The organism is Streptomyces sp. PKA51 (assembly GCF_057552455.1).
Window position 1 is genome coordinate 234,741 of record NZ_BAAJPZ010000002.1, and the last position, 13,039, is coordinate 247,779.

9 protein-coding genes are annotated in these 13,039 nt (G+C 73.3%); 3 read left to right on the forward strand and 6 right to left on the reverse strand.

Annotated elements, in window-relative coordinates:
* Positions 1–75 precede the first annotated feature (75 nt).
* Complete coding sequence (locus AC27L3_RS03475) at positions 76–618, reverse strand: hypothetical protein (RefSeq protein WP_487232500.1); 543 nt, start codon at positions 616–618, stop codon at positions 76–78.
* 61 nt (positions 619–679) lie between these two features.
* Here AC27L3_RS03475 and AC27L3_RS03480 point away from each other — a divergent pair, with 61 nt between their 5' ends.
* Complete coding sequence (locus AC27L3_RS03480; protein ID WP_487232501.1) at positions 680–1,321, forward strand: maleylpyruvate isomerase N-terminal domain-containing protein; 642 nt, start codon at positions 680–682, stop codon at positions 1,319–1,321.
* A gap of 61 nt (positions 1,322–1,382) precedes the next feature.
* Here the strand turns inward: AC27L3_RS03480 and AC27L3_RS03485 are convergent, their stop codons facing one another.
* The 3 genes from AC27L3_RS03485 to AC27L3_RS03495 form a co-directional block, all read right to left on the reverse strand.
* Positions 1,383–3,605, reverse strand: a complete 2,223-nt coding sequence (locus tag AC27L3_RS03485; RefSeq protein ID WP_487232502.1) for an NADP-dependent isocitrate dehydrogenase — start codon at positions 3,603–3,605, stop codon at positions 1,383–1,385.
* Positions 3,606–3,727: 122 nt separating this feature from the next.
* On the reverse strand, positions 3,728–5,386 hold the full coding sequence (locus AC27L3_RS03490) for an APC family permease (RefSeq protein WP_487232503.1): 1,659 nt from the start codon (positions 5,384–5,386) through the stop codon (positions 3,728–3,730).
* A gap of 195 nt (positions 5,387–5,581) precedes the next feature.
* Positions 5,582–7,480 (reverse strand): ABC transporter ATP-binding protein, encoded by a 1,899-nt coding sequence (locus tag AC27L3_RS03495; protein ID WP_487232504.1) that lies wholly within the window; start codon positions 7,478–7,480, stop codon positions 5,582–5,584.
* A 191-nt stretch (positions 7,481–7,671) separates the two neighbouring features.
* Here AC27L3_RS03495 and AC27L3_RS03500 point away from each other — a divergent pair, with 191 nt between their 5' ends.
* Positions 7,672–8,076, forward strand: coding sequence for a hypothetical protein (locus AC27L3_RS03500; RefSeq protein ID WP_487232505.1), 405 nt, complete (start codon positions 7,672–7,674; stop codon positions 8,074–8,076).
* Positions 8,073–9,851, forward strand: a complete 1,779-nt coding sequence (locus tag AC27L3_RS03505) for a caspase family protein (protein WP_487232506.1) — start codon at positions 8,073–8,075, stop codon at positions 9,849–9,851. The genes AC27L3_RS03500 and AC27L3_RS03505 overlap by 4 nt, the downstream gene beginning before the upstream one ends.
* An 18-nt stretch (positions 9,852–9,869) precedes the next feature.
* Here the strand turns inward: AC27L3_RS03505 and AC27L3_RS03510 are convergent, their stop codons facing one another.
* Both AC27L3_RS03510 and AC27L3_RS03515 read right to left on the reverse strand, forming a co-directional pair.
* Positions 9,870–11,246 carry a glutamine synthetase family protein gene (locus AC27L3_RS03510; RefSeq protein WP_487232507.1) on the reverse strand — a complete coding sequence of 459 codons (1,377 nt, stop codon included), beginning with the start codon at positions 11,244–11,246 and terminating at the stop codon, positions 9,870–9,872.
* Entirely contained in the window at positions 11,243–13,036 is a 1,794-nt protein-coding gene (locus AC27L3_RS03515) for an IucA/IucC family protein (protein ID WP_487232508.1), read from the reverse strand. The genes AC27L3_RS03510 and AC27L3_RS03515 overlap by 4 nt, the downstream gene beginning before the upstream one ends.
* Between the last annotated feature and the right edge of the window lie 3 nt (positions 13,037–13,039).

Below are 13,039 nucleotides of genomic sequence, written 5' to 3' on the forward strand. Positions count from 1 at the left end.
TCTGCGGGCGTCGTGGCTTGTCGCGCCCACGCGGCGCAGCCGCAGATCGACACCGCCCCGCGCCCCTTACGGGGCTTACGCGTGCGGGTGGGCGTGGAGGGGGACGGTTGCCCCTGTGGCCAGGTCGAATTCCGGGCCCGCCAGGGCGACGACCGCGCGGGCGATGTCGTCCACCGGCGCCGTCAGGGGGCCGAGGGCCGCCACTCGGGTGGTGATGTGCGCGGGTGCGTACTCCGTGGCGAAGCCGCGGGCCAGTGCCTCCACGGCCGCCATGGCCGCCTCGTGGGCGACATCGCCACCCGTCGAGGTGAAGAAGGTCAAGGACCCCGGGACGCCCAGGGTGCGGACCGTCTCCGTGAAGGCGTGGGCCGCCGCGTACGTGCCGGGCACGATGCGGTCCTGGGTCTCGCGGAAGGTGTGCGCGCCGGCGTCGCCAAGGCCCCCGGCGAGATAGAGCTCCGCCCGGGTGGCGGTGGCCAGGAAGTGTTCCAGGCGCGAGCGGAACGCATCCTCCTCGGCCGCGTCCGTGCGCAGCAGCCGGCCCTCCGTCCGGCGCAGCCGGCGGCTGACGGCCGAGCCGAGGAGCCCTGCGGCACCGGTCACCACACGGTGGATCACCCACCCAGGATCCCGGCCGGGGGTGGTGTCCGCCAGCCGGGTGGACGGTAGCGTCCCGCTCATGACAAGTGCCGGAGAGGAATTCCTGGCCGCGGCCCGTTCGGCCGTGGAGCTGTTGCGTGCCCCCGAGGTCGCCGCGGCCTGGCGGCGACCGAGCGCCCTGGAGGAGTTCGGTGTCGGGGCGCTGGCGGGCCACCTGGCCTACCAGGTGCTGTGCGTCCCCGCGGCTCTGCAGGAGCCGCACCCGGTGGAGGAGAAGGTGTCGCTGGCGGAGCACTACCGCCGGGTGGAGTGGATCGGCGCCGGGCCCGGTGCGGAGGTGAACGTACGCATCCGGCAGGGCGGCGAGCGTCTCGCGGCCGAGGGGGCGGTGGTGCTCGCGGAGCGGGTGCAGGCGGCCCTGGCCGGATTGCCGGCCGTGCTGGGGGCGGCGGATGCGGGCCGGGCCGTGCGGCTGCCGTTCTGGGGGCCGTGGTCGCTCGGGTTGGCGGATCTGCTGGTCACGCGGACGATGGAGCTGGTGGTCCACTGCGACGACCTGGCGGTGAGTGTGGGCCTGGAGACGCCGGGCTTCCCGCCGGAGGTCGTCGAGAGCGTCGTGGCCCTGCTGGGCCGGCTGGCCGTGCGCCGTCACGGCGCGGTCCCGGTTCTGCGCGCCCTGACGCGCGCGGAACGCGCCCCGTCCACGATCGCCGCCTTCTGAACAGGACACCGCCCCGGCCGGCTGGTGCCGGTCGGGGCGGTGGTCACGTCGTGCGAGGGCGTCAGGCCAGCGTGGCCAGCGCCTCGTTGAACGTGGTCGACGGGCGCATGACGGCGGACGCCTTGGCCGGGTCGGGCTGGTAGTAGCCGCCGATGTCGGCCGGCTTGCCCTGGACGGCGATCAGCTCGTCGACGATCGTCGTCTCCTTGGCCGTCAGGGCCTCGGCGAGCGGGGCGAACGCCTCGGCGAGGCCGGCGTCGTCGGTCTGCTTGGCCAGCTCCTGGGCCCAGTACATGGCCAGGTAGAAGTGGCTGCCGCGGTTGTCGATGCCACCGAGGCGGCGGCTGGGCGACTTGTCCTCCTCGAGGAAGGTCGCGGTGGCGCGGTCGAGCGTGTCGGCGAGGACCTGGGCGCGGGCGTTGCCGGTGGTCTTCGCGTAGTGCTCGAGGGACGGCACCAGCGCGAAGAACTCGCCCAGCGAGTCCCAGCGCAGGTAGTTCTCCTTGACCAGCTGCTGGACGTGCTTGGGCGCGGAACCGCCGGCACCGGTCTCGAAGAGGCCGCCGCCGTTCATGAGCGGGACGACGGAGAGCATCTTGGCGCTCGTGCCGAGCTCCAGGATCGGGAAGAGGTCCGTCAGGTAGTCGCGCAGCACGTTGCCGGTGACGGAGATGGTGTTCTCGCCGCGGCGGATGCGCTCGACCGACAGCTTGGTCGCCTCGACCGGCGCCAGGATGCGGATGTCCAGGCCCTCGGTGTCGTGCTCCGTCAGGTACGCCTTGACCTTCTCGATCAGCTGCGCGTCGTGGGCGCGGGTCTCGTCGAGCCAGAAGACGGCCGGGTCGCCGGTGGCGCGGGCGCGGGTGACGGCGAGCTTGACCCAGTCCTTGATCGGGGCATCCTTGGTCTGGCAGGCGCGGAAGATGTCGCCGGCCGAGACGGTCTGCTCGATGACGGCGTTGCCGGCCTGGTCGACCAGGCGGACGGTGCCGGTGACCGGGATCTCGAAGGTCTTGTCGTGGCTGCCGTACTCCTCGGCCTTCTGCGCCATGAGGCCGACGTTCGGGACGGAGCCCATGGTGGCCGGGTCGTAGGCGCCGTGGGCGCGGCAGTCGTCGATGACGGCCTGGTAGACGCCGGCGTAGCTGCTGTCCGGGAGGACGGCGAGGGTGTCGTGCTCCTGGCCGTCCGGGCCCCACATGTGGCCGGAGGTGCGGATCATGGCCGGCATGGAGGCGTCGACGATGACGTCGCTGGGGACGTGCAGGTTGGTGATGCCCTTGTCGGAGTCGACCATCGCCAGGGCCGGGCCCTCGGCGAGCTCGGCGTCGAAGGACGCGCGGATCTCCTCGCCCATGTGGGGCAGGTTCTCCAGGCCCTTGAAGATGCCGCCCAGGCCGTCGTTCGGGGTCAGGCCGGCGGCGATCAGCACCTCGCCGTACTTCGCGAACGTCTTCGGGAAGAAGGCGCGCACGACGTGGCCGAAGACGATCGGGTCGGAGACCTTCATCATCGTGGCCTTGAGGTGCACGGAGAACAGCACGCCCTCGGCCTTGGCGCGGGCGACCTGCTCGGTCAGGAACTCGCGCAGCGCGGCGACGCGCATGACGGAGGCGTCCACGACCTCGCCCGCCTGGACCGGCACGGACTCGCGCAGGACGGTGGTGGAGCCGTCGTCGCCGACCAGCTCGATGCGCAGCGCACCGGCCTCGGAGATCACCACGGACTTCTCGGTGGAGCGGAAGTCGTTCTCGCCCATGGTGGCGACGTTGGTCTTCGACTCCGGCGTCCAGGCGCCCATGCGGTGGGGGTGGGTCTTGGCGTAGTTCTTGACCGACGCGGGGGCGCGGCGGTCGGAGTTGCCCTCGCGCAGCACGGGGTTGACGGCGCTGCCCTTGACCTTGTCGTAGCGGGCGCGGATCTCGCGCTCCTCGTCGGTCTTGGGGTCGTCCGGGTAGTCCGGCAGGGCGTAGCCCTGCTGCTGCAGCTCGGCGACGGCGGCCTTGAGCTGCGGGATGGAGGCCGAGATGTTCGGCAGCTTGATGATGTTCGCGGCCGGCGTCCTGGCCAGCTCGCCGAGCTCGGCGAGGGCGTCGGGGATGCGCTGGCCCTCTTCGAGGTACTCGGGGAAGTGGGCGATGATGCGCCCGGCCAGCGAGATGTCGCGGGTCTCCACAGTGACCCCGGCCGCCGCGGCGTAGGCCCGGACCACCGGCAGGAACGAATACGTCGCCAGGGCCGGGGCCTCGTCGGTGTGTGTGTAGATGATGGTCGAGTCAGTCACCGTGTGCTCCGCTTCACGTCTGTAACATTGCTCGACATCAAGATATCTCGTGTCGGGACCCCGTTCGACATGGGCCTGCCCTCCGCGGTGCGGAGGGCAGGAACCGGCAGGTCGGGGGAACGTCAGGAGGCGGTGGCCCCGGCGGGCTCGGGCTCGGCCTGCACGGCGGCGGGGGCCGCGGCCGTGACGGGGTCGGGGGCGGGCAGCCCGGCGCGGTGGGCGGCGACCCCGGCGCGTACGGCCCAGAAGTAGAACCCGAGGGCGGACAGGCCGACGAGGGCGATGTCCACGCCGCCCGGGATGACCCCGTGGCCGCCGAAGCGGGTGCTGCCGAGGGCGGAGAGGGCGGAGAGCCACAGCAGGAAGGCGGCCATCCACCAGGCGGGGGCGAACTGCCGCAGCAGGCTCCGCTCGCCCCGGCGGCGCAGCACGACGGCGGCGATGGGCAGGGAGAGCAGGGTCAGCAGGGCGACCTTGCCGGTGTTGGGCCACTTGGACCAGTACAGGGCGCAGGCGGCGAAGGCGAAGGTGACCGGGCACAGCACCCGGGCGGCGGGCAGCCGGAAGGGCCGGGGCAGGTCGGGCTTGGTGCGCCGGAAAACGCCGACGGCGATGGGGCCCATGAGGTAGGAGACGACCATGGCGGCGGAGACGACGCTCGCGAGCGCCTCCCAGCTGTGGCCGACCGTGACCAGCAGCAGGACGGAGAAGCCGAGGTTGAGCCACATGGCGGGGCGGGCGACGCCGTAGCGGGGGTGGACCTCGGCGATCTTCTTGGGGAAGAAGCCGGTCTCGGCGAGGTTCTGGGCGAGGTACGCGGCGGAGGCGACGTTGCCGATGTTGGCGCCGTTGGGCGAGATGAACGCGCCGAACTGCAGCATGGTGACGACCCAGTGCAGCATCAGGAGCTTGGCGAGGTCGGCGAAGGGCGAGGCGAAGTTGATGCCGCTCCAGCCGCCGGCCTCGGCGAGTCGCTCGGGCGGCACGGCGCCGAGGAAGGCGACCTGCAGGGCGAGGTAGATGACCAGGCCGAGGCTGAGGGCGCCGACGAGGGCGAGGGGGATGGCGCGTCCGGGGTTGCGGGCGGCGCCGCCGAGGTTGACCACGGCCTGGAAGCCGTTGAAGGCGAAGACCACGCCGGAGGCGCTGACGGCGGTGAGCACGGCGGACCAGCCGCTCGGGGCGAAGCCGCCCTGGGCGGTGAAGTTGCCGGTGTGGAAGCCGGAGGCGATCAGGGCGCCGACGGCGAGCACGGGGATGGCGAACTTCACCAGGGTGAGCAGGTTGTTGGCGCGGGCCAGCAGCGAGACCGACCAGTAGCAGGCGAGCCACAGGGCGAAGGTCAGGGCCAGGGCGGTGAGCATGCCGGTGCCGCTGAGGCTGCCGTCGGTGACCAGCCCGCGGGCCCAGCCGAAGCTCCACGAGGACATGTACTGGGTACCGGCGATGGCCTCGATGGGGATCAGCGAGGCGGTGGCGATCCACACGGCCCAGCCGGTGACGAAGCCGAGGACGGGTCCGTGCGAGAGGGAGCCGAAGCGGGCCATGGCGCCCGGCAGCGGGTAGGCGGCGCCCACCTCGGCGTACGTCATGGCGATCATGCCGATGAAGACGGCGCCGATGACCCAGGCGACGAGGGCGGCGGGGCCGGCGACCTGGGCCGCCTGTCCGGCTCCGAAGAGCCAGCCGGAGCCGAAGATGGAGCCCAGACCGATCATGATCAGGGCGAAGAGGCTCAGGCCTTGCTGACCGGCCGGCCGGTTGGCCGCGCTGAGATCCACGTGGTGCTTTCCGTTCTGTACGACAGACGCGGGGCGCCTGTGCGTCTCCTCGCGAAAAGCAACACCCGCCGTGCGTGGCGTCCCGTCGGCACCGGCCGGGGACACGAAAACGACGCCGGACATACTACGTCAACCGCAGGAAACAACTCCAACCGGGCCCCGGTCGCGGGCGGGCCGCGACCGGGGCCCGCCGCCTCAGCGGTCCTGGCTGAGCCGGTACAGCTCCTGGAACAGCCCGCCGGCCGTGACCAGGGACTCGAACGTGCCCTGCTCGATGATCCGGCCCCGCTCCATGACCATGATCCGGTCGGCGATGCGGGTGTTGTCCAGGCGGTGGGTGACCACGACGGTGACCCGCTCGGCCGCCGTCTTCTTCAGCTCGGTGAAGATCTGGTGCTCGCCGCGCGCGTCCATCTCCGAGGTGGGCTCGTCCAGCACCAGGACGGACGGGCGGCGGTAGAGCGCGCGGGCGCAGGCGATGCGCTGCCACTGCCCGCCGGAGAGGTCGACCCCGCCCCACAGCTCCCGGGCCAGCAGGGTGTCCAGGCCCTCGGGGAGCTCCTCGACGGCCTCGCGCATGCCCACCTGCTCCAGCGCCCGCCACACCGGGCCGTCGTCCAGGGTGCGCGGCTGGCCGAGGGTGACGTTCTCGCGCACCGACAGCGGCCAGTGCGCGAAGTTCTGCGGCACCAGGCCGGTGCGGGCCCACACGGTGTCGGGGTCGGCGCCGGCGAGGTCCACCCCGTCCCAGGTCACGCTGCCCTTGTCGGCGACGGTCAGCCCGGTGAGCAGCTGGACGAGGGTGGACTTGCCCGATCCGTTCTCGCCGACGACCGCGACCACCTCGCCCTGCCGCAGGCTCAGCGTCACCTCGTCGACGGCCGGGCGGGAGCGGCCGGGGTAGGCGTACGTGACGCGGTCGGCGCGGATCGTGCCCGGTGCGGGCGGCGCCTGGAGCTCCCCGCGGCGGGCCTCCAGGCTCCGGGCGTCGTCCACGAACCGCTTCCAGTCGCCGAGGAAGAGCGTGGAGTGGAACAGCGAGGTGCAGTAGTGCACCACGTTGGTGAGGTTGGCCAGGGCCGTGCGCACCGCCACGACGGCCGTCGCCGAGACCGCGAGGGAGACCCGCCCGGTCAGCGTCAGCCACAGCAGCACGCCCCACGCGCCGGTCAGGCACACCCCGCCGCCGGCGGCCGAGACCAGGTTCACGCGCAGCTGCCGGCCGGCGGCGCCCACGCTGCGCGCATCGAGCCGGTCGGAGAGGGTGCGGTACCAGAAGGCCAGGTACCAGCGCATGCGATTGCCGCGCACCTCCGGGGCCAGCAGGGAGGTGGTCACGTGCCAGCGCATCATCCCCTTGACGTTGCGGCCGGCGGCGTTCGCGTAGTGGGTGCGGTGCTCGATGCGCGCCTCCATCACCGCGCCGGTGCCGGAGGGGACGACCGCGAGAACGAGCACCGGCAGCATCAGCGGGTGCAGCACGGTGAGCACGCCGAAGGCCGCGACGAGGCGGATGAGGGCGGCCATGAACGCCTGCGCGTCGTAGAGCATGCGGTCGCAGCGCACCACGCCGGTCTCGGCGGCGTCCTGCTCGTCGGAGAAGCGCGGCTGGTTGAAGGCCACCAGCTCCACCGCCATCAGCGCCTCGACCATCTCCAGGTCCGCCGCGGTCAGCAGGCGGGGCTTGAGCCGGGCCACGGCCCACGAGGCCAGCCCGTAGGCCACCCGGCCCACCCCGGCCGCCACCGCCACCACGACCAGCGCCGGCACGGCCTCGCCCACCCGGTCGGCCACCGGGCCGGCGCCCAGCAGCGGCACCATGGCCTGTGCGGTGGCGGCGAGCACGACGGCGGCCGCGAAGCCGGAGGCGAGCTGGCAGCCGAACAGCACGACCACGTCGCGCCGGTCGATGCGCCAGGCCATGCGCCAGATCTGGGCCAGCAGCGCCGGGATCTTGGCGCACAGCCCGAAGAACGACGCGCCCTCGAACGCCGTTCTGCTCACGGAGGCCCGTGCGTTGCGGATCTCCTTGGGTTCGGGAAAGGGCAACCCGCCCGCCCCGTGCGTCTGTTTGCTCTTGGTTCCGTCCGCCATCGACCGTTCCCTTCGCGTGTGCGGTCCGGTGCCCGATTCAGGACACCCGGTGCTCAACAGGGCCGTACGGAGCGAGGACACGGGCATATGACCGCTGGAACGTTCAACCTTCGAGGCGCTGCATCCCCCTCATCGCGCCTTGCACACCGACCGCACGGATCACAGACTGGAACGTGAGGAGGCGGAACGCCGTGGACAACCGGCTGCACATCCTGCTGTCCGAGGACAGCGCCGATGCCGAGCGCCTGGAACAGCTCGCCCGCTACCTGCGCGGCGAACTGCTGGAGCTCGACGTCGAGGACGTCACCGCCGTACCGGCCCAGGAGCAGGCGCCGCCCGGCGCCCGGGCCGTGGACGTCACGCAGGTGGGCGCCCTGCTGGTGAGCCTGGGCAGCTCGGCGGCGGCCCTGCGCCAGGTGGTGGCCACCGTGCAGGAGTGGTGGGGCCGCTGCCGGGAGGACCGCCCCTCGCTGCGGCTGTCCATGGACGACGACGTGCTGGAGCTCTCCGACGCCTCGCCGGAGCACGTCACCCAGGCATTCGACCTGTTCGTACAGCGGCACTCGCCGCAGGGCACCTCGGGAACGCCGCCGTGACCGGGGACCGGCACGCCCTGATCGTCGCCAACGACGCCTACGCGGACGAGGGCCTGAGCCGGCTGCGGGCCCCCGCACAGGACGCCGTGGCGCTCGCGGAGGTGCTCGGCGATCCCGCCGTCGGCGCCTTCGACGTGCAGGTGGTGCGCAACGAGCCCGCGCACGTCGTGGCCCTGCGCATCGAGGACTTCTTCTGCGACCGCCGCCGCGACGACACGCTGCTGCTGCACCTGTCCTGCCACGGGCTCAAGAGCGTCTCCGGCGAGCTGTACTTCGCCGCCACCGACACCCGGCCCGAGCGGCTGACCTCCACGGCCGTGTCGGCCGGCGACGTGCGCCGCCTGATGTCCGGCAGCCGGGCGGGCAGCATCGTCCTGTTCCTGGACTGCTGCTACGGCGGCGCCTTCCCGAAGGGGATGGCCGCGCGCGCCGCGGGCGACGTGGGCGTGCTCAACCGTTTCGAGGGCGGGCAGGGCGAGGGCGGGCGCGGCTGGGCCGTGATCACCGCGGCGACCGGGATGCAGTTCGCCTTCGAGGACAGCGAGCTGACCGAGACACGCACCCCGCGGCCCTCGCTGTTCACCGGCGCCCTGGTGCGCGGCCTGTCCACCGGCGAGGCGGACCGCGACGAGGACGGCCGGATCTCCCTGGACGAGCTGTACGACTACATCTCCGAGCGGGTACGGCGGGAGAACCCCCACCAGACGCCGACGCGCAGCGTGGACATGCAGGGCGACCTGTACATCGCCCGCAGCGGGCACCGCCCGGTGGTCCCCGCACCGGTGCCGGACACGGTGCGCGCCGCGATGACCAGCCCCGACATCTTCACCCGCCGCGGGGCCATCGCCGAGCTGCGCTCCTGTATGGAGAGCAGCGACCTGTCCGTGGCCGCGGGCGCCCGCGACGCCCTGGCGGAGATGGCCCGCAAGGACATCCGCTCGGTGGCGACGGAAGCGGGCCGGGTCCTGGAGGAGATGGCCCTGCGGGCCCGGCCGGCCCGGCTGGAGTTCGCCGCGGTGCCCCGCGACACCCCCGCACCGCACGGGACGGTGCAGCTCCTGGGCCCGCCGCTGGCCCGCAGCGCCGTCGTGAAGCCGACGGAGGACTGGCTGCGGGTGACGGACTCCCCCGAGGGCCTGGACGTCAGCGTCGACACCTCGCGCACGGGGCACTTCAGCGGTGATGTGGTGCTGAAGGGGGCCGGTGGCGAGGCGGTGGTGCACGTGGAGGCGGAGGTGGTGGCGCAGCCGGTGGCCGCACCGGATCACCCGCCGCCCGTCGCGCCGCCTCCGCCGCCTCCTCCACCGCCACCACCACCGCCGCGCACCCCGGCGCACGCGCAGGAGCACCGGCAAGGGCAGGAGCCGCCGCGTGCGTCCCGGCCGTCGCACCGCTCCGAGCGCGCGCCCGCGCTGGCGGCGGCGGCCGCCGCGCTGGGCCTGACCTCGGTGATCACGTTCGTCGTGGCTGCCGTGGCCGCCTCCGACGCGGTCCACAACCGCGTGGTGGACAGCGGGACACAGCTGGAGGAGCAGGTCGCCGCGGCCGGGATGCAGACGCCGCTCGGCTGGAGCATCACCACCGCGCTCCTCGCCCTGATCGCCGTCCCCCTGGCCCGCCGGACCCTCACCCCGCCGGGCGGCACTCCCCCCTCCGGCCGCCCGGCGCGGCTGACCGCGTTCCTGTGCCGGACGGCCAAGGTGCTCGCGATCCCGGCCCTGGTCCTGGCGGTCACCGTGCTGATCGCCTACCTCGTGGCGGCCGCGTACGTCTGACCGTCCGGCCCCGGGCCGCTACAGCCGCTCGAAGCCGCGTACACGCTCCCAGTCGGTGACCGCGCTCTCGAACTCCTCCAGTTCCGTGCGGGCCGCCCGGGCGAGGTGGGCGACGACGTCGTCGCCGAACGCCGCGGCCGCGAGCGGGCTGTTCTCCCAGCGGTGCAGGGCCTCGGTCAGGGTGGCCGGCAGGCGGGGGACGGTGGGGTCGGCCAGGGCGTTGGAGGCGTGCGGGGCCGGCAGGGGCAGTTCGTTCTCGATGCCGTACAGGCCGGCCGCGATCGCGGCGGCCGTGGACAGGTAGGGGTTGGCGTCGCCGCCGGGGACCCGGTGCTCGATGCGCAGCCCGTGGCCGGTGCCCACCACCCGTACGGGGCAGGTGCGGTTGTCGCGGCCCCAGCCGATGCCGGTGGGGGCGAACGCGCCGGGGCGCAGCCGCTTGTACGAGTTGATGTTGGGGGCCATCAGCAGCGTGAAGTCGGCCAGGCAGGCGAGCTGGCCGGCGATGAAGTGCCGCATGAGGTCGGACATGCCGTCCTCGGCCGCCGGGTCGGCGAGGACGGCGCTGCCGTCCGTACCGCGCAGGGAGAGGTGGATGTGGCAGGAGTTGCCCTCGCCCGCGTCGAACTTGGGCATGAAGGTGACGGCCCGGCCCTCCTGGGCGGCGATCTGCTTGACGCCGTTCTTGAAGAAGACGTGGTTGTCGCAGGTCCGCATCGCCTCGTCGTAGCGGAAGACGATCTCGTACTGGCCGGGGTGGACCTCGCCGCGGGCGGTCTCCATGCGCAGCCCGGCGGCGGTCATCTCGCGGCGTATGCGGCGCACGAGCGGTTCGACGCCGGCCAGGCCCTGCAGGGAGTAGTCGACGTTGTAGCGGGTGGCGGGCTTCAGGTCGTGGTAGCGGCGCTCCCAGGCCCCGTCGTAGGAGTCGTCGAAGACGAGGAACTCCAGCTCGGTGCCGGCGAAGGCGGCAAGGCCCCGGGCGGCGAGCCGGTCGAGCTGCTCGCGCAGCACGCGGCGGGGGGCGACGCGCACGGGCTCGCCGCCCGGCCAGGTGGCGTCGGCGAGCACGACGGCGGTGCCGGGGTCCCACGGCGGCATCCGCACGGTGGTGGCGTCGGGGCGCAGGAGGAAGTCGCCGAAGCCGGACTGCCAGGCGTCGATGGCGTAGCCGGGGCCGGTGTTCATCTCGGCGTCGGTGGCGAGCAGGTAGACGCAGGCGTGGAAGCCGTCGGCGGCCACCTCGTCGAGGAAGTACGGGGCGGCCAGGCGGCTGCCCTGGAGCCGGCCCTGCAGGTCGGGCACGGCGACGACGACCTCGTCCAGGTGCCCGGCCGCCACCTGCTCGCGCAGCTGCTCGAAGGCGGGGGCGTGGGCGGGGGTGCGGGGGCTCACTTGGCCTCCCCGGCGGTGGCGAGCGGGTTGGCGACGCGGCCGTGGACGACGTCGAAGCCCTCGTCCTTCTCGGCGCGGTCGTGGAAGCCGCCGCCGAGGAGCTGCTCGCGGTTGAGGGCGACGCGGTCGAAGTCGGGGGCGAGCAGGCCGAAGTCGGCGGCGCGCTCGGCGAGTTCGGGGAAGCGGGCGTGGTAGCGCTCGATCTCGGCGCGGACCAGGGCCCAGAAGGTGTCCTCGGGTATGTCCAGGTGCTGCTCGACCAGCGGCGCGAAGAAGCGGAAGTGTCCGGCGAAGACGGCGCTGAGCAGGGAGTGGGCGAGCTCGTGCGCGGGCCAGCGCAGCAGGATCGCCTCGGCGCGCCGCGAGAGGGTGGCGTACTCGGGGCGGTCCTCGGGCAGGAGGTTGACGTCCTCGGCGAAGTCCTTGACGGCGATGCCGATCGGGACGTCCTGCGCGTCGTAGAGGACGACGGTGTTCTCGCCGTGCGGGCAGAAGGCGGTGCCGTAGCGGTAGAGGTAGTGCAGCAGGCCGGGCAGCAGGGCGGCGAGGAAGCGCTCCAGCCACGCACGCGCCGCGAGCCCGGAGCGCCCGACCAGTTCGGCGACCAGGGCGCGGCCGTCGGAGCCGGTCGTCAGGAGGGCGGCCATGGTGCGGGCCTGCTCGCCCTCGCCGAGCAGGGCGCCCACCGGTTCGCGCCAGACGGCGCCGAGCAGTTCGTGGAAGCGGTACGGCGCGTCGGTGACCGCGTCGTACAGGGGGTGGGCGACGGAGACGGCGGCGACCTCGCCGAGCGGGTGGAAGCGCAGCTCGTCGCTCAGGTAGGGGTCGTTGGCGCGGATGGTGTGCAGCCAGGCGCTGACGTCGGGCGCGGCGTGGGTGGGCTCGGTCTTCAGCCCGCGCCAGACCAGGGTGTTGCGGATGAGCAGGGGCACCTTGACGTTGCGGCGGTGCGGGTGGTCGAGGTTGGCGAGGGTGCGGATGGACTGCAGGGGGCGGTAGCGGTCCGGGCTCTCGCCGAGGCGGACGATGCGGCCCTCGGCCAGGTAGGCGGCGAAGAGGGTCTCGACGGCCTCGTCCCAGTGGAAGGGGTGCACCGGCAGCCACACGAAGTCGCAAGGGTCGTACGGTCCCTCGGCACAGGCGGCCGCGAGCACGCCGGCGAAGCGCTCGCGGACGTCGTCGTCGAGCTCCTCCTTCAGCAGGGTGCCGGCGTCCAGGCCGGGCACGCCGGAGTAGGCGGCGAGCGTGGTGTGGACGGCGGCCCACGTCAGGTGGACGGCGTCGGCGGTCTCGGGGGCGTAGGCGGCGAAGTCGGCGGCGGAGAAGCCGAGGCGGCCCTTGTTGAGCAGCATGCAGGGGTGGCCGTCCTGGTGGGCCTCCAGGTCGAGGTGGTCCAGGTCGGCGAGGGCGGCGGCGGGCAGGGCGCGGGCGAGCACGGCCGCGTCGGCGCGCCGGGTGGCGGTCAGTTCGCGCAGCACCTCGGCAGTGGTGGGGCCGTCCCAGCCGAGCACGGGGCGGGCGTCGAGGAGCAGCAGCTCGGGGCCGGCCGGGCCGTCGGCGGGGGCGGGGTGGCGTACGGGCGTCCCGGTCAGGCGCCAGGTGCCGAAGGTGCCGCGGCCGGCGTGGAAGGTCCAGTGGATGCCGCCGGGGAAGTCCAGGCGGTAGGCGTCCGTGCCGCGCGCGGGGTCGGGTGCGGGGGTGAGCAGTTCCTCGTAGGCGAACTCCTCGACGGCCTTGACCAGCAGTCGGCGTCCTGCCTCGGCCCAGGTGGTGCGGGTGGGGCGGTTCATGGG

Excerpts from the sequence above, each read along its gene's own strand:
- AC27L3_RS03515 (WP_487232508.1), bottom strand. The coding sequence starts at position 13,036 with ATGAACCGCCCCACCCGCACCACCTGGGCCGAGGCAGGACGCCGACTG.
- AC27L3_RS03495 (WP_487232504.1), bottom strand. The coding sequence starts at position 7,480 with ATGGCGGACGGAACCAAGAGCAAACAGACGCACGGGGCGGGCGGGTTG.
- AC27L3_RS03480 (WP_487232501.1), top strand. The coding sequence starts at position 680 with ATGACAAGTGCCGGAGAGGAATTCCTGGCCGCGGCCCGTTCGGCCGTG.